The 25,855-nt window shown below is 58.4% G+C and carries 22 protein-coding genes and 2 tRNA genes; 11 read left to right on the forward strand and 13 right to left on the reverse strand.

The window, feature by feature from the left end; translation table 11 throughout:
• The first annotated feature begins 227 nt into the window (after nucleotides 1-227).
• Nucleotides 228-938: a DUF4386 domain-containing protein gene (locus tag BDD14_RS06065; protein WP_130418024.1), complete on the forward strand. Its 711-nt coding sequence runs from the start codon at nucleotides 228-230 to the stop codon at nucleotides 936-938.
• Nucleotides 939-964: 26 nt separating this feature from the next.
• On the opposite strand, the gene BDD14_RS06070 is transcribed toward BDD14_RS06065, so the two are convergent.
• From BDD14_RS06070 to BDD14_RS06090, 5 genes are all read right to left on the reverse strand, one after another.
• On the reverse strand, nucleotides 965-1,351 hold the full coding sequence (locus BDD14_RS06070; RefSeq protein ID WP_130418025.1) for a hypothetical protein: 387 nt from the start codon (nucleotides 1,349-1,351) through the stop codon (nucleotides 965-967).
• Nucleotides 1,352-1,454: 103 nt separating this feature from the next.
• Complete coding sequence (locus BDD14_RS06075) at nucleotides 1,455-1,766, reverse strand: ATP synthase F0 subunit C (RefSeq protein WP_035350182.1); 312 nt, start codon at nucleotides 1,764-1,766, stop codon at nucleotides 1,455-1,457.
• Between the two features lie 123 nt (nucleotides 1,767-1,889).
• Nucleotides 1,890-2,621: a F0F1 ATP synthase subunit A gene (atpB, locus tag BDD14_RS06080; RefSeq protein ID WP_130418026.1), complete on the reverse strand. Its 732-nt coding sequence runs from the start codon at nucleotides 2,619-2,621 to the stop codon at nucleotides 1,890-1,892.
• A gap of 34 nt (nucleotides 2,622-2,655) precedes the next feature.
• Nucleotides 2,656-3,066, reverse strand: a complete 411-nt coding sequence (locus tag BDD14_RS06085; protein WP_165419938.1) for an ATP synthase subunit I — start codon at nucleotides 3,064-3,066, stop codon at nucleotides 2,656-2,658.
• The gene (locus tag BDD14_RS06090) at nucleotides 3,063-3,296 is read right to left on the reverse strand and encodes an AtpZ/AtpI family protein (protein WP_130418027.1); all 234 of its coding nucleotides are present in this window, start codon (nucleotides 3,294-3,296) and stop codon (nucleotides 3,063-3,065) included. The genes BDD14_RS06085 and BDD14_RS06090 overlap by 4 nt, the downstream gene beginning before the upstream one ends.
• Before the next feature lie 84 nt (nucleotides 3,297-3,380).
• Between BDD14_RS06090 and BDD14_RS06095 the strand changes: the two genes are divergently transcribed.
• Nucleotides 3,381-5,210 (forward strand): lysine--tRNA ligase, encoded by a 1,830-nt coding sequence (locus BDD14_RS06095; protein ID WP_130418028.1) that lies wholly within the window; start codon nucleotides 3,381-3,383, stop codon nucleotides 5,208-5,210.
• A 69-nt stretch (nucleotides 5,211-5,279) separates the two neighbouring features.
• Here BDD14_RS06095 and BDD14_RS06100 read toward each other — a convergent pair whose 3' ends face one another.
• Nucleotides 5,280-5,657, reverse strand: a complete 378-nt coding sequence (locus tag BDD14_RS06100) for an RrF2 family transcriptional regulator (RefSeq protein ID WP_130418029.1) — start codon at nucleotides 5,655-5,657, stop codon at nucleotides 5,280-5,282.
• Between the two features lie 69 nt (nucleotides 5,658-5,726).
• On the opposite strand from BDD14_RS06100, the gene BDD14_RS06105 reads away from it, so the two are divergent.
• On the forward strand, nucleotides 5,727-6,521 hold the full coding sequence (locus BDD14_RS06105) for a TIGR00282 family metallophosphoesterase (RefSeq protein ID WP_130418030.1): 795 nt from the start codon (nucleotides 5,727-5,729) through the stop codon (nucleotides 6,519-6,521).
• A 17-nt stretch (nucleotides 6,522-6,538) separates the two neighbouring features.
• Here the strand turns inward: BDD14_RS06105 and BDD14_RS06110 are convergent, their stop codons facing one another.
• Complete coding sequence (locus BDD14_RS06110) at nucleotides 6,539-7,051, reverse strand: GNAT family N-acetyltransferase (protein WP_130418031.1); 513 nt, start codon at nucleotides 7,049-7,051, stop codon at nucleotides 6,539-6,541.
• A gap of 146 nt (nucleotides 7,052-7,197) precedes the next feature.
• Nucleotides 7,198-8,526, reverse strand: coding sequence for a hypothetical protein (locus BDD14_RS06115; protein ID WP_130418032.1), 1,329 nt, complete (start codon nucleotides 8,524-8,526; stop codon nucleotides 7,198-7,200).
• A gap of 516 nt (nucleotides 8,527-9,042) precedes the next feature.
• On the opposite strand from BDD14_RS06115, the gene smc reads away from it, so the two are divergent.
• From smc to BDD14_RS06155, 8 genes are all read left to right on the forward strand, one after another.
• Complete coding sequence (gene smc, locus BDD14_RS06120) at nucleotides 9,043-12,921, forward strand: chromosome segregation protein SMC (protein WP_130418033.1); 3,879 nt, start codon at nucleotides 9,043-9,045, stop codon at nucleotides 12,919-12,921.
• Between the two features lie 71 nt (nucleotides 12,922-12,992).
• Entirely contained in the window at nucleotides 12,993-13,622 is a 630-nt protein-coding gene (locus tag BDD14_RS06125; RefSeq protein WP_130418034.1) for a hypothetical protein, read from the forward strand.
• A 42-nt stretch (nucleotides 13,623-13,664) separates the two neighbouring features.
• Nucleotides 13,665-14,561, forward strand: coding sequence for a phosphoribosylaminoimidazolesuccinocarboxamide synthase (locus BDD14_RS06130; RefSeq protein WP_130418035.1), 897 nt, complete (start codon nucleotides 13,665-13,667; stop codon nucleotides 14,559-14,561).
• Complete coding sequence (locus BDD14_RS06135; RefSeq protein WP_130418036.1) at nucleotides 14,558-15,094, forward strand: CvpA family protein; 537 nt, start codon at nucleotides 14,558-14,560, stop codon at nucleotides 15,092-15,094. The genes BDD14_RS06130 and BDD14_RS06135 overlap by 4 nt, the downstream gene beginning before the upstream one ends.
• Nucleotides 15,095-15,144: 50 nt before the next feature.
• Nucleotides 15,145-15,447, forward strand: a complete 303-nt coding sequence (locus tag BDD14_RS06140; RefSeq protein WP_130418037.1) for a helix-turn-helix domain-containing protein — start codon at nucleotides 15,145-15,147, stop codon at nucleotides 15,445-15,447.
• A 29-nt stretch (nucleotides 15,448-15,476) separates the two neighbouring features.
• Nucleotides 15,477-17,444, forward strand: a complete 1,968-nt coding sequence (locus tag BDD14_RS06145) for a hypothetical protein (RefSeq protein ID WP_130418038.1) — start codon at nucleotides 15,477-15,479, stop codon at nucleotides 17,442-17,444.
• A gap of 82 nt (nucleotides 17,445-17,526) precedes the next feature.
• Nucleotides 17,527-17,601 (forward strand) — tRNA-Gly (locus BDD14_RS06150).
• Between the two features lie 70 nt (nucleotides 17,602-17,671).
• A tRNA-Cys gene (locus BDD14_RS06155) sits at nucleotides 17,672-17,746 on the forward strand.
• An 89-nt stretch (nucleotides 17,747-17,835) separates the two neighbouring features.
• Here BDD14_RS06155 and BDD14_RS06160 read toward each other — a convergent pair.
• The 5 genes from BDD14_RS06160 to BDD14_RS06180 all read right to left on the reverse strand — a co-directional run bounded on the left by BDD14_RS06160 (nucleotide 17,836) and on the right by BDD14_RS06180 (nucleotide 25,753).
• Nucleotides 17,836-18,117 (reverse strand): site-specific integrase, encoded by a 282-nt coding sequence (locus BDD14_RS06160; protein ID WP_165419939.1) that lies wholly within the window; start codon nucleotides 18,115-18,117, stop codon nucleotides 17,836-17,838.
• A 130-nt stretch (nucleotides 18,118-18,247) separates the two neighbouring features.
• Nucleotides 18,248-18,493 (reverse strand): LytTR family transcriptional regulator DNA-binding domain-containing protein, encoded by a 246-nt coding sequence (locus tag BDD14_RS34335; protein WP_130418040.1) that lies wholly within the window; start codon nucleotides 18,491-18,493, stop codon nucleotides 18,248-18,250.
• Nucleotides 18,493-19,689: a CehA/McbA family metallohydrolase gene (locus BDD14_RS06170; protein ID WP_130418041.1), complete on the reverse strand. Its 1,197-nt coding sequence runs from the start codon at nucleotides 19,687-19,689 to the stop codon at nucleotides 18,493-18,495. The genes BDD14_RS34335 and BDD14_RS06170 overlap by 1 nt, the downstream gene beginning before the upstream one ends.
• Before the next feature lie 62 nt (nucleotides 19,690-19,751).
• Nucleotides 19,752-22,112 carry a GH92 family glycosyl hydrolase gene (locus BDD14_RS06175; RefSeq protein ID WP_130418042.1) on the reverse strand — a complete coding sequence of 787 codons (2,361 nt, stop codon included), beginning with the start codon at nucleotides 22,110-22,112 and terminating at the stop codon, nucleotides 19,752-19,754.
• A gap of 95 nt (nucleotides 22,113-22,207) precedes the next feature.
• The gene (locus tag BDD14_RS06180; RefSeq protein ID WP_130418043.1) at nucleotides 22,208-25,753 is read right to left on the reverse strand and encodes a TonB-dependent receptor; all 3,546 of its coding nucleotides are present in this window, start codon (nucleotides 25,751-25,753) and stop codon (nucleotides 22,208-22,210) included.
• Nucleotides 25,754-25,855 lie beyond the last annotated feature (102 nt).

Here is a 25,855-nt window from a genome sequence, read left to right on the forward strand (position 1 = left end):
TTGAGGGACGTGATTTTTCTATCCATTTCCAGTTTAGCAAGCTGGTGGAAACTAATCGGCAACTTTATCCTGCCTGGTTTGTGTGGTTTCCACGTGAATGGGCCTTGACAGATAAAAGATTCCCCCATCGAAGAGCCACGAGCTGGGTACGCATGCATCTTGAGGAAGGCAGAACTTTTCGGCCACCCTCACCGTACCTCCAGCCAATCCTTTTAGAGGGAGAGCGCATGCGATCGACCAACCCCGGCAGAGTTGCTGGATTCCTGTACCTTCTCCTCGTCATTACCGGCCCACTCCGCCTCATCTACATTCCCAGTACGCTGTTCGTTCCAGGGAACCCTAGTGCAACGGCGAACAACATCTCCACTCACCAGATGCTCTTCCGTGCCGGCATGGCCGCCGACGTCTTTTGCGGAGTCATCCTGATCTTCATCCTGCTGGCTCTTTACCAGTTACTCAAGGAAGTAGACCAGAAGCAGGCTGTGCTGATGGTGATCCTCGGCGGGATATTGCCATCGGCGATCTACTTCTTCAATGTGCTGAACGACGCTGCTGCCCTGATGCTCGTGAAGGGTGCGGATTTCCTGTCCGTATTCGAAAAGCCTCAGAGGGAGGCACTAGCCATGCTGTTCCTGCGCCTTCATGGTCAGGAGATCGTTGCGGCTGAAACTCTCTGGGGGCTATGGCTCTTTCCTTTGGGGACCCTCGTGTACAGGTCGGGATTCCTTCCCCGCTTCCTGGGCGTCTGGCTCATCCTGAACGGCTTCGCCTACCTGGCCCTTAGCCTCACGGGTTTGCTGCTACCGCAATATGAGGACAGGGCCTCCCAAATCTCCTTCCCACTTCTACTTGGAGAGGTGGCGTTTGTACTATGGCTCTTGATCAAAGGGGCCAGGCCGAAGCCAGTTGCCTCTCCTGCTTTCCAAGCGGAAAATTAGGCTAAAAACCGAAAGCTTCTTCTCCTCTAGTCCGTGACACTGAATTCCAGATAGGGACGCGAGATGCTCGCGATGATGTCGTTATCGTCTTCCTCGGTCGTTGCGTGACCGTGTGCATCTTGTTCTGTCTGGTTCGGAATGCGAAATTTGATATCGACCTTGAAGTAAGCGCAGTCCTGACTAACGAAGGTTCGCCAATAGCGCGTCGATATCCCTCCTTCGGTCGTAAAGACCGTTAGAAGTGTCTTTCTCGTCATGCCTGGCTTGATCGTCATCATACGTTTCAAACTTTCCGTGACCCACGTGATGTGAGCATCAGATGGTCGCCCTTCCGGGATCGAACTCACCTGTCCAAAACTTTTTCTACCGACCGCACCCGAAGCAAACAACAAGAGCGCTTTTCTACGGTGCATTGGAATCTCCTTCCCTTCTGAGACGACCTCGTCTATGCGACGGTTGGGCCAATAAAAGCCCCCGCCGAAGCGAGGGCTTTTCCGTGCTGTGTAGCTAAACCTCTTACGCCTGCACCTTGAGGAAGATGATGACGAAGGTGAACAGCGCGAGCGACTCGATGAAGGCGAGACCGAGAATCAGGAAGATGAAGATTCCAGGGCGAGCACCGGGGTTGCGTGCAAGAGCCTCGGTGGCAGAGGCGGTCGCCTTGCCCTGACCCAGACCGCAGAGACCGGCTGCAAGGGCCATGCCCAGGCCAGCGGCCAGCGGAACCCACTGCGAAGCGGGTGAGTAGTTCCCAGCGCCCTGCGCAAAAGCCGGCGTTGCAAGCAGCATCGCGGCCAACGACATAAACAGATACTGAAGCTTCTTCATTGCGACTCCATCTCCCGTCAGATACGCCGCCAGTGGGTGGTTGATGCTCACCGTGCTGGCACCCTCACGCTCGCAGCGTTGTTGCTGCCGCGGAGAGGGAGCCCCTCCACGGCAAACCTAAACTTAGTGATCGTGCGCCACTGCCAGCGACAGGTAGACCGCTGCCAGCAGAAAGAAGACATAGGCCTGCACCACGGCAACTCCCAGGTGCAGTCCGAGGAAGATGAGCGGGAGTCCGATCGGCACCAATGAGAAGAAGGCCAGAGTAACCAGATCCCCGGCAAGCATGTTGGCGTAAAGTCGAACCGTCAGCGAGAGTACGCGGGCGAAGTGCGAGATGATCTCGATGGGAAGCAGCAGCGGATAGAGCCACCACACCGGCCCCAGGAACTGCTTGATGTAGGCAGCGCCGTTCGCCCTGACACCGTGGTAGTGGTAGTAGAGGAACGTAACCAGCGCGAAACCAAGCGGCACCACCGGACTTGCGGTGGGCGAAGCCAACCCCGGAACCAAGCCCAGCAGGTTGCTGACCAGAATAAACAGCAGCAGCGCCGTCAGGTAGCTGACGAAACGCTCCGAACCATGTCCGATGACCGATTCTCCCTCCTCGGTGACGAACTCATTGGTCATCTCGGCGAGATGCTGCACGCCTCCCGGCTTTTCGATGCTCAGAGTCAGCCGGACCACGATAAAGTAAGCGATCAGGATCGCAAAGACCAGAAGCTCCATGGCGAACGCATCGGTGATGGGAGCCTGCGGATACTTCGGATGCACATGAAACGCCTCGAGCAGCGCCGTGACGGGCGCGGCAAGATGGGCATTCAGAAACCGTGTAAGCAAAAGCTGAGTCGGCATATAGAAAATAACTTTGAACGTTCTTCGGAATCTGTCAGACAGTCCATGCCTTCACCAGCCTGATACCTTCCACCGTGAGTGCGAAGACTCCCAGAGCAAGACCAGCCGCGAGCGCATAGACTGAACCGTTCAGAGCCTTAAGGCTAACATACAGAAGGGCGATCGTGGCAGCCAGCCGCACAAAGAATCCCAGCAGAACCATGGTCAGGGGCCGCGCCGTTCCGCCGTTGTCCATCCTCGCCATGACCGCCGTCATGAGCCGCAGCCACTCCCACAGGCCGGAGGCGGAGATGATGGCTCCAACGGCCAGAAGGGCGGCACTCTGCCAGCCCAGCTTCCACCACAGCAGGAGCGCCCCTGCCACCGTAACGACTGCCAGGAGCCGCAGTGCCCGAAGAATGGTGGAGCGAAAGTCCTCGTCCGAAAATGACTCCAGTGCTCTCACTTGCCCCGCCTCAAGTATCGGGATGCGGTGAGGAAGATCTGCAGGAAGCCTCCGATGGCCCCCATCACGATTCCCACAATTCCAATCCAGTTCTGGTGAAAGTGCCGGTCCAGCCATGCCCCGAGGAGCCAGCCGATCACGCATCCCGCGGGCAGAGCGATCGCAAGCTGAATCATCGATTCGGCCTTGACCAGCTCTCCGTGTGCGTTTTTCTTCTCTTCGTCTGCCATAGCCCACCTATTACATCACGCCATCAGGCTGCTACACCATCGCCGCTATACTGAACAACGACCATCCTTCAAAAAGGAAGTAACGTGCACTTCGACTCCGACTTCGAACAGAAGCTCTATCAGCAGCGCCAGGAAAAGCTCCAGCAGATCGCCGCCCTCGGCCATCCCGTGTATCCCAACTCGTTCGAGTCCCACGCCGCTGGCTGGACCGAGTTCGAAGGGGCACTTATCCCCTGGCTGAAGCGCAAGTACGACTCCCCCGACGCGCCCGTCTCCGGTGAGCAACTGGACGCCGAGCGCAAACAGGTGGCCATCGCTGGCCGCATCATGGCGATACGGATTCAGGGCAAGGCCGGTTTCGCTCAGCTCCAGCAGGCGGGGGAACGTCTGCAGATCTACGTGCGCAAGGACGACGTGGGTGAGAATGCCTTCGCACTGTACAAGCTGCTCGACCTCGGCGACCACATTGGCGTTCGCGGCTACCTGATGCGGACGCGCACCGGCGAGCTTACCGTGCATGCCGTCACCACGGAGGAGCAGCACGGCATCACCTTCCTGGCCAAGGCGATGCTGGCGTTGCCGGATAAGTATCACGGCCTCGAAGACACGGAGCTGCGCTACCGGCAGCGCTATGTGGATCTGTTCATGAATACAGGCCACAGCGTCAAGGCTGCGGCGGACGCGTCTGAGCCTGGGACCGAACCGACTGCTGACGATGCTCCGCGCAACGTGCGCGAGGTGTTCGTCAAGCGGGCCGCTGTGCTTCGCGCCCTGCGCAAGTTCTTCGATGCCCGCGGCTATCTCGAAGTTGAGACGCCGATGATGCAGCAGATCGCCGGAGGAGCCGCCGCGCGTCCGTTCATCACGCATCACAACGAGCTCGACCTCGACCTCTTCCTGCGAATCGCACCGGAGCTTTATCTGAAGCGGCTTGTTGTCGGAGGCCTTGATCGTGTCTACGAGATCAACCGCAACTTTCGCAATGAAGGCGTCAGCACTCGGCATAACCCCGAGTTCACTATGCTCGAGTTCTATCAGGCGTATGCAAATTATCACGACCTGATGCGGCTGACGGAGGAGCTAATCACGTTTGTTGCGATAGAGGTCAATGGGACCACTATTACGCACTTCAATGGCAATGAGATTGATCTGAGTAAGTGGACGAAGCTCTCCATGCGGGAGGCAATCATCAAGTTCTGGCCGGAAGAGGCTGCCGCCGCACGACCCACGATGGAAGACTTCTCAAGCACCTCCTCCTATGTTCAGAAGCTAGAGCAAGGTGGGGCTCTCCTGCTCGAGTACTTCGAACGGACGGCAGGTAAGAACTGGAAACATGGCGATCCGTGGCCCGACAGCACAGTGGGGGAGCGGCTTAGCTGGACCGAAGATGCTCGCGCGTACTTCGTGTGTTACGCACTTCCAAGTTCCACCCAGAGTTTAGGTAGTTCGATTGCCACGCTTTTCGAGTTTCTTGCCGAAGAGCACCTCATCCAGCCCACGATCATCTACGACTTCCCTCTCGCGGTCTCGCCGCTTTCGAAGATCAAGCCGGATGAGCCCGATTGGGTTGAGCGCTTTGAGTTTTATATTGGCGGCTTCGAGGTCGGTAACGCCTTCTCCGAGCTGAACGATCCTGTCGATCAGGACAACCGCTTCCAGCAGCAGATCGAGCAGAAGGAGAAGGGTGACGAAGAGGCTATGGCAGCCGTGGACGAGGATTACGTTCGCGCTCTCGGCTATGGGCTTCCGCCTACTGCCGGCGAGGGCATCGGCATCGACCGCCTGACCATGCTGCTGACGAACTCGCGCTCGATCCGCGACGTGATCCTCTTCCCTCTGATGCGGCCGCAGCAGAGGACCGCAGAGCAGATCGCGCAGAAGGAAGCGGAGCCGCACGGAGAGTCCGCGGAGTAGACCTCGGCGGAAGTTGGCTTTGTTGAGGGAATTTGCGGGAGGCGGATAGCGGGCGCGTACTTCGGCGTTTCACTTCCCTTTCTTCAGCCGCTTTACGACCCCCGCGAGGGAGTGCTCGTTCATCGCCTCGATGGCGTCGGCGCGCACTTTTTTCATCAGCCCTGAGACGGCCTTATCTTCGACGGTGAGCCAGTCTCCGGAGGTTGCGGCGAAGACATCGCCCAGGCCGATCTGCTTCGGAGACAGCTTCAGCTTTGCTCCTCCATTTGGCCCCTTCCTCTGCTCGATGAGGCCGGCCTTGTGCAACAGCAGGAAGACCCTTCGCACCATGACAGCACTCTCCTTGAGGGTGTCTGCGATGTTGGAGGAGGTCTGCATACCGCCGGGCTGCTCCGCGAGGACGGCCAACACCCGAAGGCCCAACTGAAAACGTTCACTCTGCGCCATGCCAAGCAAGCTAACACAACCGTGCTATGTGGTTGTCAGTCGATTCGTTGGGCCATGTAAAATCTTCAGGTGAACATCCTCTTTGTCGGCGACATCTTCGGGTCGGCCGGCCGCCACATCGTACGCGAGCATCTTCCTCACGTTGTCGAAACCAACTCGGTCGACCTGCTGGTCATCAACGGCGAAAACGCCGCCGGGGGCTTCGGGATTACCCCTTCGCTGGCGGAGGAGATCTTCGACATGGGCGCCCACGTGATCACGACCGGCAACCACATCTGGGACAAGCGCGAAATCTTCGAGTACATGACGGTTCCGGCAGAGTCGCACGAGCGCGGGCGCCGCGTGCTTCGGCCTGCCAACTACGCGGTCGGAACTCCCGGCTTCGGGGTCTACCAGGGCGAGCTTCCCTCGGGCCAGAGCTATGCGGTACTGAACCTGCAGGGCCGGGTGTTCATGTCGTCGTGCGACGATCCTTTTCGCAAGGCCGATGAGCTGATCAACAAGCTCACCGCGAAGGTCATTCTGCTCGACATCCACGCCGAAACGACGAGCGAAAAGGTCGCGCTGGGATGGTACCTCGATGGGCGGGTTACCGCCGTGGTTGGGACCCACACCCATATTCCCACGGCGGATGCGCGCGTGCTGCCGGGGGGTACGGCGTTCATCAGCGATGTCGGAATGTCGGGCCCCTATGACTCGGTGATCGGGGTCGAGACGGAGCTGGTGCTCAACCGCTTTCTGACCGGCATGCCGGGCAAGTTCGAAGCGGCCAAGGGGAACCCGAAGATGTGCGCGGTCCTGATAGGGTGTGATGGAGGAACCGGGAGAGCCCACTCGATTCAGCACCTGATGCTGGGTGAGTAGACGAGCAGCACGGGGGGTTAGAGCTCCTTCTCGAGCATCACGAATTCGAGATCGTCTCTCAGGGGCCTGCCGACACGGTCGTCGCCGTAAGGAAAGGGTTCGCGCTCTCCCGTTTGCGCATAGCCACGACGCTCATACCATGCCACGAGATTCTGGCGGACGTTCACGACGGAGATACGGATTCGTTTCGCTCCGCGCTGCCGGATCGCGTCTTCGGAGGCGTCCAGCATTCTTCTCCCCAGCTGCTGGCCCTGCAGATCGGGCCGAACGGCTAAAAGCCCCATGTACCAGACGCCGTCCTTTTTTGGCTCGAGCCACACCGAGCCCAAGAGGATCTCGTCCTGGTTGCGAGAGATCATAAGCAGCGCCTGGGGACGGTTCGCAAGATCCTCGTGGAGGGTCTTGAGGCTGATTCTCTCACCCTCGATGTATTTGCTTTCGAGTGTCCAGCCAACCTCTCCACGAAAGGCGAGGTTGGTCAGCTCCACAATCTCCGGGAGGTCCGAAGCAGCCGCAGGTTGAAGGTTCATAAAAATCGTTCTATCCCAGTATTGGATTTTTCTGCAATTTAGATGGGCTCCCGGTGCGATTTGCACCAGAAAAATTGCGCCAGGAAAAGAGAGAGGCAGCCTTGACGGCTGCCTCTTTGTGCTTCGCTTTCGCGAAGGATCAGTTACTACCGGGGGGTGGTGGAGCGATGATGCGACGGGGTCGGCTTGGTCGTCTTCTTCGGCTCGACGACAGCTCCGTTGCTCATGGTGATCATGACCGGGTTAGGCGTAAAGGAGTCATAGGTTCCGGTTACCGTCACCTTGTCTCCCACCGCTGGAGGCGTCTTCAGAGGAGCAGCCAGGTTGAAGGTAAAGTCGGCGGACTTCGACTGCACAGCATCGTCGGAGACGGATACCTTGAGCGCAGTATCGGCAACCGAGACCACGGTGGTATCGGGGAACTGAACCGACTTGCCCTTGACCGTATCCCAGACCTTGGCGGCATCTTCCGGAGTACCGTTCTGGAGGATGAACTCCTTGTCGCTGACAGCCAGGGTTGCGAGGTCAGGCGTGCTGGCGATGACCTGCTTGACGATGTCGGCGGGGGAAGGAGCCGGCTTGACGGTGGTGGCCAGATCGGCCGGAGGGTCGAGGCTCTGTTGTGAGGCGGCGACAAGCGTGTCGAAGCCGTCGTCTGCGCCGTGGTACTTCTTGTAGCAGTACTTCGCCAGCGGCATCATCTGGGACTTGTACGGCTCCGGCGCGAAGGTGGCAGCACGCGACGCATACCAGGCGCAGTTGAGTGGATCAGGCGGCGTGGCTTGATAGTAGGCCTGTGCCAGCAGGTAGGTGTCGGTCAGCAGCGGACCGGGAGTCTTGGTCTGCTCGACGGGAACGCTCGCGAGGCTCTGCTTGAGGTGGGTAATGGACGTGGCGGCATCCTTCTTGTTCAAGGCTGCAGTCGCGATTGCCCGATGAAATACAGGGCTCGCCGCAGCTTTCACCTTGGCGAAGTCCTCATCGCTCATGTCCTTCGGCTTGGTGGCGTCCAGGCCCTTCTGACCATATTCCGCCGCTTTGTCGAGGTCGGGCTGCTTGCCGGCCGGATCGGCGATCTTATCCGCATTCTGAAGGTGGAAATAGGCTTCGAACGTGAGGGCCCGGATATTGCTGGGGTCTACCTGCAGGAGGCGGTCGGCGGCATCCAGTGTCTTGACCGGATCAAAGGAGCTGTAGGCCAGCATGAGACGCTGCAGGACATCGGTTTTAACCTGAGACTGAGGGTAGGTGGTCAGGAACGACTCGAGCGCGGGAGCCTGCGCCTGAGGCGTGCTCTGCCCAATTGCGGCCGTATACGCGTTGTACTCGGCTGGCGCCAGTTGAATGCCGCTACCACCCGCCTGCTGCGCGTTTGACCCGGCATTTGCCGGAGCCGGGGTTTGTGCAACCGCGATACGCGCACCAGATGCAACGCTAGCGACCGCCAGGAGAGATGCAACGACTGCCTTCTTCATTCCCATACTCCTCAGTTAAATCTCTCTTCTCAATAAAATCTTTCCAACAGGTGTTTGCCAGATGGTCAGACCGATATATCACACTTCGAATGCACCACGGTAATTGCAATGCGAATTCAGCAGTAGACCCACCTGTCCTCAACCAATGGTCAAGAGGTTTCACTGCGTCCTATCCTCACGGCATGATGATGCGGATTATAGAAACCCTGTTGCTCCGTGGCAAGCATGGGTTGTGCTGCCAGCGTAACAGCATTTGGGACGAGGAGCAGAATTGTGTTGGCACGGGAATGCGGATCAGCCCACGGAGGAGAGTGTCCGGCCTTCGGCCCTGGCCAAAGCCCATAAGTTCTGCTGCTTCTGTTCCGGGAACCCATTGGTGGTATTGTGTACGCCTTATCCACAATCTGTAGTGTTGTACCCGTTGATTCCGCTTTCCAGTGGGACTACAGTTAGCACAGTCTTAACTACTGTGCTGTTTCCTTGAGATTGAAACGAAGCACGGCAGAGAGGTGACTTTTGCTCAAGCTAAAAAAGGTCCAGATTCTTGGATTCAAGTCCTTTTGCGACAGGACAGAGGTTCAACTCTCCGGCGAAGGGATCGCCGCGATCGTGGGACCCAATGGCTGTGGTAAATCTAACATTTCCGACGCGATTACGTGGGTTCTGGGAGAACAATCGGCCAAGAGCCTGCGCGGCGTAAAGATGGAAGATGTGATCTTCGCCGGAACCCGCGACCGGAAGCCCACGGGCATGGCGGAGGTCTCCCTTACGCTGGTGGATCCAGAGGTGTACGACGGAGCAACGCTTTCGCCGGACGGCCCTGAGGTCGTCGTCGACGACGAGCATCCTGCGGAGAGGATGGGAGACGTCAGTGACTGGGATGAGTCCTCTTTGCGGCAGCAGCGAGCGCAGGAGACAGAAGATGCAGTCGCGGAGGCGCAGCCTGGGACAATCATCGAGGGCGAAGCAGCCGAAGCTCCCGCGGAAGGTGTAGAGATTGCAGGCAACGTGGTTCTCAAGATTCGCCGGCGGAAGTTCAACCGCGCTCCTGTGCGGGCGGGAGAGCTGACGGTTACGAGACGGCTGTTTCGCTCCGGGGATTCGGAGTATCTGCTGAATGGCAAGATGTGCCGGCTGCGCGATATTCAGGACATTTTTATGGGCACGGGCCTTGGGGGAGAGTCCTACGCGATTATCGGCCAGGAGCGCATCGGCCAGCTTCTCAGCTCGAAGCCGCTCGATCGTCGCGGCATTATCGAAGAAGCCGCCGGGATTACGCGCTTCAAGACGAAGAAGCGGCTTGCGGAGCTGCGACTGGAGTCCGCCAAACAGAATCTTGCGCGCGTAAACGACATCTTCGAGGAAGTAACGCGGCAGATGGCCACGCTCAAGCGGCAGGCGGCGAAGGCGGAACGGTATGGGGCCTTGCGCGATGAGCTGCGCACACGGTTGCGGGTTGTGCTTGCAAGCCGCATGGCACAGCTTGATGGCGACCAGGCTGCGACGAACGAGAAGATCGCTGCACTGGCCACGCAGATCGATTCGCAGGCGGCGTCGCTTGAGCAGATGGACGCCGAACATACCGAAGGCATCACGCGAGGTTATGGGCTCGATCAGCAGATTCGCGAGGCAGGCGCGAGAGCGAACCAGTCGGCGGTGGAACTGGAGCGAATCGTTGCCCGAACGGCCTCGAACTCCGACCGGGTTACCGAGCTGACGCAGCGTCTGGCGACCGGCGCAGACGATCTGACACAGGCGCGTGAGCAGTCGACGTCGCTGGCCAGCGAGTTGGAAGAGCATCGCAGCTTCCTTGAGAATGCGTTGACCGAGGCTGCAAGCTCACGACAGTCTGCACAGGAGCAGCAGAGTGAAGCGCAGGAGGCTGTGCGTGCGCTGCAGGGTGCCGAGCAGCGGTCGGAGCAGAATCGCCGGCAGACACTGCAGCTTATACAGCGCGCCTCGCAGACGCGCAATGAGGAGGCACAGGCGGCAGCGGCTCTTGCGGGGCTGGAGCAGGAGGCACAGCGGCTCGAGCGGGAGTCCGAAGTAGCTCGGCAGGAGCTGGAGACTCTGGGGCTGCAGCGGGGGCAGGTAAAGCTCTCCTTTGAGTCGGTGACGGAACGGTTGAAGCGACTCGAGACGGAGATCGCAGAGATGCGTATCCAGATCGATACGCGGCGCAAGGAAGAGAATGACAGCAAGCGGCGCGGCGATCAGCTTCGAGGCGAGCTGGCAACCTTGAATGGGCGTCGCAATTCCCTCGAAGGGCTGATTCGCGACCACAGCTATTCGACGGAGACGGTAAGGAACATCTTCAAGTCCAGTGCGGCGGCCAAGTCGGGTAATGTTGCCCCGGTAGGAACGCTGGCGGACTTTCTGGAAGTCGACGGCAAGTACGAGAGCGTGGTCGACGAGTTCCTGCGCGACGAGCTGAATTATGTGGTGGTGAAGAGCTGGGATGCTGCGGATGCAGGCATGCACCTTTTGCAGACCGACGTGGAAGGCCGAGCGACCTTCCTTGTCCATCCAAATGATTCGCAAGCAAACTTTTCCTTCGCCGAGGGCATGGTCAGCGAGGCAGCCAGCGCCACGACCCACCTCGAAGGAGTCGTGCCGCTACGCGAATGTATTCGAGTCCTCGACGGCTTCGGCAAGTCGCTCGAGATTATCCTGCCCAAGCTGCGCGAGGGCTTCGTCGCACCGGACTCTTATACGGCCCGTACGCTGGCTCTGTCGAATCCGCACGCCTTCTTCCTCTCTCCCACGGGTGAGACCTTTCATAATGTGACGGTCACGGGAGGCAGGCCGCGGAAGCAGGGACCTCTGGCCCTTAAGCGCGAGCTGGCCGAGGTTCAGCAGAAGGTCGAGCAGACGGAACAGGCGCTCGCGCAGGCTGACATCAGCACCGCCGAGCTGCAGCACATGATCGCCGAGCTAAACGCTGCGATCGACAGCAAGACCCACGAGCGGCGGGATGCCGAGCGCGAGGCGGCAAACTCCGGAGCAGCGCTTCGCCAGATGGAATCGGAAGCGGCGCGCATCGAACGCAGACTGCAGGAGTGGTCGCTGGCGACGGAACGCAGCCGAGAGGCAAGAAATCAGAAGACGGAGCTGATCGGGAGGAAACAGCAGGAGGCTGCGGCGTTCGAGGCGGAACGAGCGGGCCTTGAGAGCTCGCTTGCAGAGCTGCAGTCGCAGCTCGATGAGATGCGTGCTCGCCGGGAGATGCTTCAGCAGTCGGCGGCAGAGGCCTCGGCTTCCCTGGCAGGGCTGGAGGAACGGCGGCGCAACGCGCAGGCGAACTTCGACCAGACTTCGAGACTTTATAACGGACAGAACCAGCGCATCCAGCAGATCGAGCAGCAGCTTTCAGCGGCTGCGGCCGAGAAGCTGCGCCGAGAGGAAGAGACCGCGAGCCTGGGTGCACAGCATACCGAGCTTTCGGAGACACGGGCCACCGCACTGTCGGAAGGCGAGCGCTATACGGCGGAGGCAAAGGAGCTTCGCACGGCAATGGCGGAGCTTGACCAGCGTCTACGGACGCTGCGGCATGAGACGGAGACGCTGCGTGAGGAGCGCGCTGGCCATACGGCGCGTGCGGCTAAGCTGGCCTCGGATATCGAACACATCGAAGCCGCCTGCCTGAACGACATGGCGGTAGAGGCGGCGGTTCTTCGGGGCGACGAGACGATTGGCCGGATCGAAGGCGATGCGCTGCACGAAGAGGAGGAGGCCTCGCGCACGCTGAAGCAGAAGCTGGAAGCGATGGGGCCGGTAAACATGATGGCGCTCGAAGAGTACAACGAGACCACCCAGCGCCATGCCTTCCTGGAGACGCAGCGCAAAGACCTGCTGGATTCGATCGAGAACACACAGGCCTCCATCAAGGAGATCGACGAGATCTCGAGGCAGAAGTTCGACGAAGCCTACAAGGTGATCAACGAGAATTTTTCGGTGACCTTCTCGAAGCTCTTCGGCGGCGGCCAGGCATTCATGAAGCTGACGGATACGGAAAACTCCGCCGAGAGCGGCATCGACATCGTCGCTTCGCCCCCGGGAAAGAAGCTGCAGAGTATCCTTCTGCTTTCGGGTGGAGAGAAGGCTCTGACTGCGCTCTCGCTGCTGGTAGGCATCTTCCAGTATCAGCCGGCGCCCTTCTGCATCCTGGACGAGGTTGACGCCCCGCTGGACGAGACCAACGTGGGCCGTTTCGCCAAACTTATTGCAGACATGAGCTCGAATACACAGTTCGTGGTGATTACGCACAGCAAACGCACGATGGCGCAGGCGGACATTATCTATGGCGTTACCATGCAGGAGCCGGGCGTTTCCAAAGTGGTAAGCGTCAATCTGAATCGCCGCGACGACAACTCCACCCGGCGCGCGGTGGCCTGAGGATCGAAACGATTCTCAGCCCCGCCGCCAGCTAACGTTACGGCCTGCTGGATCCGAGTACGAATGACGACATGCATCTGCCTCTAACCTTTGGGCTGCTGGGCCTGCTTACCGGAGCGGTGGTAGTGCTTCGTCTTCTCTGGTGGCGGATGCCCTGGTGGCTGAGAAGGTCGATCCTGGCCACAGCATGCGCCCTGGTGCTGCTCCGGATTGGATCTATCGCAACGCAGTGGAGCTTCACCTCGACGAGGCTGAACGCGGTGATCTGCTGGACAGCCGTGGCGGGTTACGAGGTCTTACTGGCCCGATTCAGCCTGATGCGGCCACGGTGGCTCACATCGATTAGCGCCATCGTTCTCGTGGTGCCGCTGATCGGCTCCACGCTGCTGATTCCGCTGACGCGCATCTTCGATTGGTCCGCGGCGGATATCTCCGAGCTGGCGGGGCCCTACATTCTGGAGAAGAGTCCCTGGGATACGGGCGACTCAGGGAACGCTGGAGTGGACCTATACGTGTTTTACCGTCCGCCGCTGATTCCTTTTATCCGTCATATGTCTCAGAGAGCGTCTTTTGGCGATGATGTGTGCAATCCGAGTGCGGCATCGGCGGAATTGGATCCAAAGAAACGGACTGCGCACTTTCACTGCCCGGCCAAGGGAGACGGGAAGCCCCCAATCGACGTGATTCTCCCGCTTCGTTAGTGGGTTTCCCCGGGCGTTGGAGGTGATACCGTCAAAAGAGTTATGCAGACTGCACTCCTGGAAACCCGTCTCGGATCGCTCTCCCCTACAGCGCGCGGCAAGGTTCGCGACATTTACTCGCTGAACGAAGAGGAGCTTCTCTTTGTCGCGACCGACCGTATCTCGGCCTTCGATCACGTTCTCGGCAGTGGAATCCCGGACAAGGGACGTATTCTGACGCAGCTTTCCCTGTTCTGGTTCGACTTTCTGAAAGACACCGTGAGGAACCACGTGCTGACGGCGGACGCAGCAAAGTTCCCGTCGACACTCAACCCTTATCTGGATCAACTGGAAGGGCGAAGCATGGTTGTGCGTCGCGCGCAGATGTTTCCGGTGGAGTGTGTGGTGCGCGCTTATCTGTCCGGCTCCGGATGGAAGGATTACCAGGCCACGGGCGCGGTCTGCGGGATCGCTCTGCCTGCAGGTCTTCGCGAGTCGGACCGTCTTCCTGAGCCGATCTTTACTCCGGCAGCGAAGATCAACACCGGAGGCCACGACGAGAATATCTCCTTCGAGGACGTGATTACGGCGGTTGGAGCCGACAACGCCCGGGCCCTTCGCCGACTGACGCTTGAGATCTTCGAAAAAGCCTCGAAACATGCGGAGAGCCGGGGCCTTATTCTCGCGGACACGAAGTTCGAGTTTGGGACGATTGACGGCGAGATTATCCTGGCCGACGAGGTGCTGACGCCGGATTCCTCGCGCTACTGGCCGGCCGACGCCTACTCTCCAGGAGGCCCGCAACCTTCCTTCGATAAGCAGTACGTTCGTGATTACCTGGAATCGATCCGATGGAACAAGCAAGCCCCCGCTCCTTCCCTTCCGGATGAGGTTGTCGCACGTACCCGGGAAAAATACCTCGAGGCGTTTCGACTGATTACCGGTCGCACCGGGCTATGAATGCACTCGATTGGCTGCTGATTGTGATCCTGGCACTCTCGGCAATCCAGGCCTTCTTCCGCGGGCTGGTCCTCGAGCTGTTCTCGCTGGCTGGTCTTGTTTGCGGCATCGTTCTCGCAGCGTGGAACTATTCACGACTCGCCGAGAAGATGGCAGGAGTGATTCAAAGTGCCGCGATTGCCAGCGTGGTCTCGTTTCTGCTGATTGCGATCGGGGTGATGGTGATTGCGGCCGTTCTGGGCCGGGTGATCCATGCCTCGGCGCACGCCATCGGACTCGGCTTCTTCGACCGTCTGGGCGGGGCAGCGTTCGGGCTGGTGCGTGGGGGAATGCTTGGAGTCGCAATTCTGATGGCGCTAACCGCTTTCCTTCCCGCTGTCAGCTGGCTTAAAAATTCTCGCCTCGCACCCTATTTCCTTGCCGGGTCACATGCGGTATCCTTCGTTGTACCTCACGACCTCGAGCAGCTTATCCTGGCCGGTGGATCCGAGCTCAAGCATAACGCCCACGATTGGATCAAATCGCGTCCCTAGGGTCACAATGAGGAAGTGTCGCAATTAGACGACCAGCGAGGAGTAAACCTTTGAAGCGCGAATTGGACGCCCTAGTCATTCAGATGCACAGTGCCGGAACCTCCTACTCTGATGCACTTCGCCAGTTTAAACGGCGTTACATTTTTGAGGTCCTCGCGCAGCACAAAGGCAACCAGTGCAAAGCAGCCGATGAGCTGGGCATGCACCGAAACACCCTCAGCCGGACTCTCGCTGAACTGGACATGGATACAGCGCAGATCCGCAATGGAATGCGACGGCCCCCGGTCAGCGAACGGCCGAAGGTGCAGCATATCGCCCCCGGATTCAATCGTGGAGCTACGGGTACCCGATAAGCGGAGTCCTTCGTCCAATCAACAGCCTCATGCATTCTTTTTCGCAGCGCAACGCAGTACGGTTCTGTGTCACCGCCTTTGCGCTGTCCCTCGCCCTAATTGCCCTAAGCGCAACGACTGAAGCGCAACAGCAGCCTTCGGAGTCACCTGACCCGGCCGCGATTGCTTCCGCTTCAAAGGTTGCGCCACCTCCAGCGCCCACCAAGCGTGAGACACAAGAGGCTGAAGACGCTTACCTGGCCGGAGTGCGGCAGCTTGATCGGGGAAATCTCGCCGACGCCGAGAAGCAGTTTCGGAAAGCCGCAGGCATTCTTCCGACCAACACAGAATATCTGCAGGCGGCGACCCTCGCCCATGAACACCGGGTGACAGAACTGGTTCAGAAGGCGGGAAGAGCGCGGATGCTGGGGCATCCGGAGAAGGCCGACTCCCTTCTTGCCGAGGCTCGCCAACTTGATCCCCAGAACAGCATCGTCAGCCAGCACACGGATGCAGTTGAGGCACGGTCGACCTTTCGCCCGGAGATCGAGGCTGCCGCCACCGACCCGCAGGATGCATTTGTCGGACAGATAAGCAGGATTGCAGGACCGATCACGCTTTCTCCCAGCGCAAGCCAACAGGAGTTTCACCTTCGGGCCGATACCCAGCAGGTTCTACGGCAGGTGTTTTCGCAGTATGGCATTCGTGCAGCTTTCGATGATTCTGTCGAACGTCAGAACCTGCGTCTTGACCTCGATGCGGTCACCTATGCCCAAGCCTCTTCGATCGTGCTCAGCATGGCGCATGCGTTCGCCATCCCGCTCGACTCTCAGACCGTGCTGATCGCAAAAGACACCAGTGAAAACCGGCAGAAATTCGAGCGACAACTTCAGGAGACCATCTATATCCCGGGGTTCACATCATCGCAGATGAAAGAGCTGGGCACCGTGGTGCAGGGCGTCTTCGACGTGAGGAAGGCCAGTGTTCTGAGCGACGGAGGAAAGATTATTGTCCGGGCCCCTGAAGACACGCTTACGGCCATTAACATGACCCTTGCAGATCTGGTGGACGGCGGCGCGGAGGTCGTCCTGGACATCAACCTCTATACGGTCGATCGCACCCAGCAACGCAATGTCGGGGTACAGCTGCCGCAACAACTTGGCGTGTACAACGCGGAGAGCGCAGCGAACCAAATTGTGACATCCAACCAATCCCTGGTGGACCAGGCCATAGCCCAGGGCTTAGTCCCTGCTGATGCCAACAATATTACGATTGCGCTTGCCCTGATCTCGTCGGGGTTGGTGCAGAGCTCCCTTCTTGCGAATACGATCGGTTTTTTCGGCGGAGGATTGACGACGTCCGGAGTGACGACGAACACCGCGACGACGTTCAATCTTGCGCTCAGCTCCAGCGACACCCGCGCACTGAACACCATCAAGCTTCGACTCGGCGACCGGGAGACCGGAACCTTTCGTTCGGGAACGCGTTATCCGATTATCACGTCGACCTACACGAGCGGGATCCCCGGAAATTCAGCATCTCTTGCGGGCGTCACTGTGAATGGCGTGAGCGCGCAAAACCTGATCAACCAGGCTTCAACCAGCGTGACGATTCCACAGATTCAATTTGAAGATCTCGGCCTTACTCTGAAAGCTACGCCTACGGTACAGAAATCGGGCAAGGTGAGCATGCAGCTCGATCTGAAGATTGAGGCCCTGGCGGGCGGCGTTATTAACAGCATCCCCATTCTCACAAATCGTCAATACGTTTCAATGGTAACGGTTAAAGACGGGGAGAGTGCCCTTCTTGCCAGCTCGCTCTCGCGCACGGAATTGGGTGCAATCAGCGGGCTTCCCGGTCTCGGCGAGCTTCCCGGGTTTCAGACCGCGACTTCCAATAAGGTGTCGGAGCTGGATACGAGCGAACTGGTTCTGCAGATTACCCCGCATGTCGTTCGTCATCGTTCGGACAATACAGCAGGTCCACGCATCGCCTTCGAGCAACGCCTTCCCGACTGACAATACAGGGCGATTCATAGACTTGCAGGGCCTTCCCATGTTTGACCGACAAGGCCCAGGTAGATATACTTGTCTTGTGAGAGCGGGAGTAGCTCAGTGGTAGAGTGCTTCCTTGCCAAGGAAGATGTCGCCGGTTCGACCCCGGTCTCCCGCTCCAAAACGTCCCTGCCTGCGTTACACTTCCCTTATACAATCTGCAGGGCCGAGGCAGTGAGCGGCCCAATCGAGGCGCGGTACCCAAGTGGTAAGGGAGAGGTCTGCAAAACCTTTATGCGTCGGTTCGATCCCGACCCGCGCCTCCAAAATCCTCTCAATAACTTAGAGCAACTGACGAAACCGGCTTTAGGCCTGTGGCCGCCAATAAGGCAGGCAACTGGCGTATAAGCCCAGATTAATCAGCTGCATGGGCAGCCATAGGAGCGGAAAATCCGCATCCAAACTGACCACTAAGCGTTTCCGCTGCCATGTCCGCCGAAGCGTCGAGCACGTGTGCGTAGAACTTGAGAAGAATATCGGGTCGCGAGTGCCCCAGGAGTTCCTGTGCTGCCTTGAGGGGCACACGTGCCTCCACCATCTGAATCGCTCCCCAGTGTTGGAGAAGACGCCACGTGATATGCGGAAGGCCAAGCCTTCGTGCCAGATCGGACCGGTCTTGCGACTGACTTACATTCAAACAATTCGCAAGTGATCTATGTGGGAGAAAAACGCGCTTGTGTGGCTCGATCAAAAAGGTCCAATAACAGAATTCAACGTGGTCTGTTGATAGCGCAATCATTGTGGTAACGAAAAGACATTCTTGTTCTCTAAAGTTTTCGCAACAATTCCGGATGGCGGTTCAAATAGCGACGTGTCCACGTCAGCATCTTGCCAGATAACAAGATGACTCGGTATTCACCGTGAGACCAGCTATGCAGCTCGCGTATGAAATCAATCCGCACGAGGCATGAACGGTTGAGACGAAGGAAGGCGCGCGATCCAGCTTTTCTTCGAGACTTTCGATCGATCCCCTCACTGTATCCATTTGAAGACCGCAACAATGAAGATCTCATCAGAAGTTCGGATCGAAGTTGAAAAAAATCGGGTTAGAGAGTCCAATCATGTTTCCGGTTAAGACCGTCGATCCAGGAACCTGCGGATAGGCTACAGGGGGGCCCTCGACTTCGACGCGATAGTACGTTCTACCGAGGGTTGCAGGGGAATCCATGAACTCTACCATCTGAGCCTTCTCGGTCGTCTGAAAGGTTCCGAACTTCTTCCCGTCCTTTACGACGTTCACCGTATAGACTGCCCCGGGGGCTGCGTTTCCGGTTAGTTGGACTCGGAAGCGAACGGGCCCGCCGGTTGGCTTGGCGTTGTCGCCCATCATCATATCCATCATTCCGTCCTGATCGAAATCTGCATAGAACTCGACGCGAGGTGCATACGGATTTGCACTGACGGAAACCCGTCCGTTCGTGAGGGCATCTACGACTGCTTGCGAAGTTCGCGCCTTGGCAAAGACCCAGGTAGTGGGGGTTCCAATATAATTGGACTTAGCCTGTGCACTGTTTTTCGTTGCTTGATCAGGTGTGTCCGGGAAACCATGATGCGCATCGCTTCCACCTCTTCCGGTCAACTTGCGACCCGATGAGAGCATGTCATCCCAGATCATGATCGCATTCGCGTTTTTGGACCAGAGAGCGGAGTTCCAGACTTCGATGGAGTCGACCATATCGTAGGAGTATCCAAAATGGTCCTTTCCGCTGGGATGATTGGCCGACAGGTGAATCCCAAGCTCCTTTTTTACAGCGCCAACGACCACGTCACGCTGATCGCGAACGTCATAGAGCCGCTGGTGATCGTATGGTTTGGCCGAGATCGCATTGCCATGGCCTCGAGTCGTCGTCCATTCCCCGCCATACAGCAGCAACAGTGAGTCCGATTTGAACTCGGGGTCGGCCCAGGTGTTATTGGCTACATCGCCAAGCACATGGTTGTCGTGGTCCGTGATGCAGAGATAATCCATGCCTACGGAATTGGAGTAGGAGACGATCTTTGCGATGGAACTGTTGCTGGACTCCTTGCTGTGCCGTGAGTGCACGTGGAGATCGCCCTTTAGCCATACGCTGCCGGTAAGGCTTGTGATCGGCGGCAGCGGGCCGACATCGACAGGAGCCCATGGATTGCTATGGCCCGATTGACCGGACATTGAGATAGCGAAGCAGCCTGCAACGATCAGACCAGCTGCGAGAGTACGTACACGCATTGTCGATTCCTTCCAAGAGTTCTGAAAAGTTAATTTCCTGCAAGTGGGTTTCGCGAACCTTCTTAGTGCTTCGGGTTGGTATGCCCTGCCGCGGAACAGGCAAGTGAATCGGGATCGCTCATCGAAGGCGGAGGCGTCGCCTTGCCCCAGTCCGATGGAGCCGAGCCCATTGTTAGGACCAGCGTGGCTCCATCTTTGATCTGCGAGTGGCGGAACCATGCGTTCGGAAGATCAACCCCGTTCAACCTGGCTGACTGCACGTAGCGATTGAGTCCGTTCCGGTCGAGGTTGTTCGCAACGATGCGGAGTCTCCTGCCGTTGCCGAGAGAGAGCGAGGCGTCAGGAATGCTCGGAGTGCTGATGAGATAGACGTCCTGTCCGGCCACAGGGAAGATGCCGAGCGTGGAGAAGATTAGCCAGCTGGACATCGCTCCGGAATCGTCGTTTCCTGGAATGCCGGCACGGCTGTCGTTGAAGGCTTTCTCAAGGGTCATGCGAACGATGTCAGCCGTTTTATCGGGCCGGCCAGCATAGTTATAGAGGACAGGAAGCAGGAAGCCAGGCTCGTTGGTGACGTCGAAATGCCGCCGCAGAAAGGTCCAGTCAAGGCGATGGACGAACGCTTCGTTTCCCCCGGCCAATTTGATCAGGCCGCGCATATCCTGAGGCGCGTAGATCGAGTAGGTCCAGATATCGCCCTCGTAGAAGAAGTCAGGCCAAGTGCCTCGAACAACAAGATAGGGCGGAGCCCAGGTGCCGTCCGGGTTACGCGGCCGCATGAATCCCTTGAAACCTTCGACCGTCATGTCTTTGTCCCAGAGGTGCTCGAAGTTATGGGCACGCGAGGCATAGAGAGCGGCCTGCTCTTTTTTGCCCAGACCGCAGGCCAGTTCGGAGATGGCGAAATCGTCATAGCTGTACTCGGCAGTGCGCGAACCCGAGCGCTCATCGGCCAGCGTGACGTAGCCCTTCTCGTTGTAGTCCTTCAAACCTCCGCGGCCTTCCTTTTGCGTGTCGGCGGGCGGCACCTCGGCATCATGCACCATTGCTGCGAATGCGGTCTCGTAGTCGATGCCTTTGAGCCCCTTCACCCAGGCATCCGCGACAACGACATTTGCATTGGAGCCGCCCTGCGTGCGGCCATTGTCATTGCCGCTGCGGGCATCGGGCATGTAGCCCGTATGACGGTAGATATCGACGAGGGAACGGATGATGTCGCGTTGACGGTCAGGAGAGATCAACGTCAACAAAGGGCTTGACGTGCGAAAGGTATCCCAGATGCAGTAGTAGTCGTCGTAGTAAGGATCGCTGGACTGCCAGCCCGGATTTTCGCCGGTGCGGTCAGTCGGCATCAACATGACGTGATACATGGCGGTGTAAAGCTGGCGACGCTGCGAATCGCTTTCGCCTGAGAGGCTGAGCTTCGCCAGCTCAGCGTTCCAGAGCGCAACCGCCTTTTGATGGACGGCTTCGAAGTTCCACGCCGGCACCTCCTCCAGCACGTTCTGCCTGGCCTGCTGGGCGCTGAGAAACGAGATACCCACCTTGGCCTGAATCACCTGGTTCGCCCTGGTCGTGAAGTCGAAGGATGCCCCGATGGGCGTATCGGGTCCGACGGCGGCATCTTTGGAACTGCTCAGGGAGCTGCCGGTCCACGTCCGGCTGGCCGCAGCGGGCGTATCGAGCACCATGTAGTAGTAGACCCTGTATTCGCCGCCACGATTCCAGCCGCCGGTGAAGCGCGCTACGCCTTGAACCTCGCGGTCGGAGGTAACGTGAACCTCCGCACCCAGAAACTTCTGAGCCTGCCAATCTGTTCCGAGCCCAAGAGCGGAGGCGAGGTTGATGGTAATGTGCGATCGCTGCGAGGCTGGAAAGGTGTAGCGGTGGAAGCCCACGCGGCGGCTGCTGGTAAGCTCCGCCGACACCTTATATCGGGTGAGCTTTGCGGCGTAGTAGCCGACCTGATTGACCTCGTCGGTGCGAGCGGTCTTGATATCGTTCAACTCGAGAGCCCCTGTGACTGGAGCGACAAGGATGTTGCCATATTTTCCCTGCGCTCCACTCAGGTGCAGGTGGGAGAAGCCAAGCACGGCTCCACTGCTCGCGTAGCCGAAGCCCGAACGTCTTCCGTCGAAGCTCTGGATATCCGGCCCGAGCTTGACCATTCCATAGGGAATCGCAGAGCCGACAAAGGTATTGCCTCCCCAGTCGACACCAATGAATGGGTCGACGTTGTGCGTGTAGTCCTTCGGGGGACGAGCTTGCTCTCCCAAGAGTGGGAGTGTTGTGGCGGAGAGGGTTATCGAGGCAAGGAAGGTCAGGCTGCAGAGGCGAAGCGCCAGGTCTCCGAGAGGTTTCGTGCGGGTGGCTGGAGCATGACGGCTCTCCACCTCGAGGTCATGAAGAAAGAGGGGGTTCATTCTGGAAGATCTCCAATTGGGGGGCGTCGATGAGCCAAGACCGAGAGCCTCCGCCGCTGCGGGAGATGCTGCAACAGCGGAGGCCCAAACGACGATTAGAAGGAGTAGCGAAGGCTGGCTTGCATCGACCGCTGACCGGTCTTGCTATTGACGTTGCCGAAGGTGCTGTTGGTGAAGGTGGAGTCGGCTGCGTTCCAGTTGGGATGATTCGGGAAGTTGAAGGCATCGAAACGGAAGGTGAGGAATTGATTCTCAAACGTCTGGAAGCGCTTGAGCAGGGCCGCGTTGAAGTTCATGACCCCTGGGTTCCGAAGGATGTTGCGGTTGTTCTGCGTGGTGAAGGTGCCTGCCGGCGCGTAAGAGAAGGCCGCTGGGTTGAACCATCGGTTGCCGTCCGCTGCAGATGTCGAGAAGTTGCCATTCCCCTTGAGGTTGGCTCCTGGAGCGATCTGCAGGAACTGCGCGCCGCTCCCGGCGCCAACACCGGCGATATCGCTGGTCGTGGTGACCGAGAACGGAACTCCAGTCTGGAAGTTGTAGATCTGGCTCAACTGCCAGCCGCCGAGTATTTCATTGGCAAGCCGCCTGTTGCTGTGGAACGGAAGAGTGTAGACGCCGTTGATGGTGATTGCGCTTCGGATATCGTAGTCCGCGGTTCCACAGATCGACTTCGGGTCGTAGAAGTTCGGCAGGAAGTTCTTCTGAAACGACCCGCAGTCTGAGGCGTGGGCGTAGGTATAGGCCACGCCGAAGCCGAGGCCGCGTTCGAAGCGATGATTGATATCAATCTGAAGGCCCTGATATGCGGAGCCGGAGCCCTGCGTCACGAGCGTGATCGGGCCGTAGCCAAGGTACGGGCGATAGGCATTGATGTTCTGCTTGCCGATGGCCTGCTGCGTCCCAGGCCTGGCCTGATTGATGTTCGACTGAATCTGGCCGTGCAATCCGCGGCGGCCGACGTAGGAGACACCAAGCACAGTGTTGAAGCCAAGGTCGCGCTCCAGCGACAGGTTCCAAACGTATGCCTCAGGCGGGGGCGAGCTACGGTCCACGCGGCCCGAAATCGTGGGGAAGGAACCGGCCGCGCCAGCACCGGGGTTATCCGCACTGCCACCGCTAATGCCTGCGTAGAGCTGGAGTGGCGGAGCACCACCTTCGAAGACCCCGTCCGACACACCTTGACGGCTAATATAGCGACCGAAGCCGCTACGGAGCACGGTCTTCTTGTCGAACGCATACACAACACCGATGCGGGGCTGGAAGGTTGTGTAGTGAACGTCCATATAGCCGCGCGGCAGATTATGAAAGAGATAGTTGTATTGACCTGTGACAGCGATTGGGACATGCGCCTTCGCGCTGTCCGGGAAGCCGTTGCCAAACAAGACGGTACCGTTGAGGGGATCGCCGGAGTTGGGGATGGGGTTGCCTGTCGTGGTGTTGACCTCCACAGCATTGGCGGGGTTATAGAAGGCTGGATCAAAGGTGCCGATGTTATTCCAGAGGCTGTAGAAGGGCTGTACGATGCTGTATCGAACACCGTAGTCCAGATGAAGCTTCGAGTTGACTTTGAAGGAGTCCTGCGCGAAGAAGTCGATCATATTTGCCCGGTAAGGAGTCTGCGCGCGCGGGCCGACTTCGGCGTAGCTGGTGAAGAGACCAAGCGCGGCGTCGGCGGTATCCAGACCAGTACCGACAGGATTTGCGCTCGAGAATTCGAACTTGCCATTCTGATTGTTGGTCTGTCCCGGGACGCTGTTCTGGCCCGAAATCTGATCGCGATCGTTCGCGATCGCACGCTCGTAGAGAGCCCCTGCCCGCAGAGTGTGGTTGCCGGTGATTCGGGTGAAGGTATCGGCAAAGTCCACGACCATACCTTGCGAATGGGCAGGGTAGGCGCTGCCGTCGAGGGTCGTAATGCCGCTGTTGTCAAACTGAACGGTAGGAATCTTGCTTGGGAGATCTTTTCCGTCCGGGAAGAGGAAAGGATAGTTGATGCCGTACTTTGTACGGTCGTAGAGGCCTGACGAAGTATCGATGCTCAAGCGATCCGCACCATGGCTAACGGTAGCCAGGACCTCGTTGATGGTGTTGGGGCTGAAGGTGTGAACCCAATCGAGCGAAGCAGTCTGGTTGGGGCGATCGAAGAGACGTGGGACGACATCGTAGGCCGAAGAAAAGGGGTTGTTCTCGTGATAGAAGAAGTGCATCAGCCGAAAGCGGATGTAGTCCTTATCCGTGGGGATGATGTCGAGGTTGCCGGTGTCGATTTGTTGCGTCTGCGGATGAGCGGCTACCTGGAGAAGATTCTGCGTTCCTAAGAAGAAGTTAGGCGTGGGCGTGGGAAACGCGGTGAGCAGGGCTACGCCATTGGGGCTGAGGCGAGACTTTGGAATGATGTTGCCCGGAAAGCATCCGGGGCCGCCGCTTTTCGGGTCGCAGGGCAGCGAAGAGAGCGGATCGCGGATGTGGGTTGCGACGGAGCTGAAGTCGCCCGACTGGAAGGCCGGGTTTGGAACCGTTACCGGGTTCGTGTTGGTGGCTGGAAAGCGCACGAACGCCTCCGAATAGAGAAAGAAGACCTTCCCTTTCGGCAGAACGTGCGGAACATAGAGAGGGCCATTGAAGTTGAAGCCGAACTGGTTATAGGTGAAGGGCGCCACAAAGTTGGTTTTGAGAGCGGCAGGATAGCCAGGGTTGGAGTTATTCGCGTTGTGGTTGCGGACCCAGGTGTTTGCGTTGAGCACCGGGTTCTGCAGGTACTCATAGAGACTGCCGTGGAACTGTGACGTACCGGCCTTGGTGATGATGCGAACCTGACCCCCGATCGAGCGGCCGTATTCCGCGGGATAGTTGGCGGAGAGCACCTGAACCTCCTGAACGGCATCCAGGTCCGGCACTCCGGTGGCATCGCCGCTGGCACGAACGCGGACGGCCACGGCTCCGTCATAGGTAAGAAGGTTATCGCGCTCACGGGCGCCATTGATGTTAAGTCCACCCAACCCGGTACTGAACTGAAAGTTCGACACATTTCCAGAGGTGCTGGTGACACCTGCTTTCAGGAGCGCCAGCGTAATGGGGTTGCGTCCACTCAAGGGCAGCGTCTCGGCCTGGTTGCTGGTGATCACCCGCCCGAGCGTGGTGCTGTCTGTTTGAATTGTGGTTTCCTGGGCCGTTACTTGCACCGTCTCCATCGCGGATCCGGTGCTGAGTTTCAGATTGGCGGTGGTCGACACCGAGGGATCGAGATTGTTCCCCGTGGTCGTCAGGGTCGCGAAGGAAGCCGCTTCGACCTTGATGGTGTACTTTCCGGGAGCAAGACCGGGGATGGTGTAGTAGCCGGAGCCATTTGTAATGCTCTTATGCGGCGTGTGCGTCGCTTCGTCGATGACGGTGACGCGTGCCCGAGGGATGACTGAGCCTGAGGAATCCGTGACTGTTCCGGAGATACCCGAAAGATCGGACTGAGCTTTAAGCGTGTGCGTGGAAGCCAATAGAAGGCAGAGCAGGAGAATGTGGGCTGCTCGCCTCGTTGTGCGGAGATTGTTCCTCGTTGCTCTGATCGAACCAATGACAGCGGTGAGAATCGTCGCAGAATCGCCAAAAAGACGAGCGCAGACTGTGAGAGCCGTCGCTCTATGCATACCTAGATGGGGCACCTTTGAAAATAAAGTGGTCATTAACGTTCCTCTTCTGCTTGCCTGGTTAGCAATCGTGTCCTCAAAATCTGCTGGAGACTGTTGGTT

It is taken from the genome of Edaphobacter modestus (assembly GCF_004217555.1).
Classification (GTDB): Bacteria; Acidobacteriota; Terriglobia; order Terriglobales; family Acidobacteriaceae; genus Edaphobacter; species Edaphobacter modestus.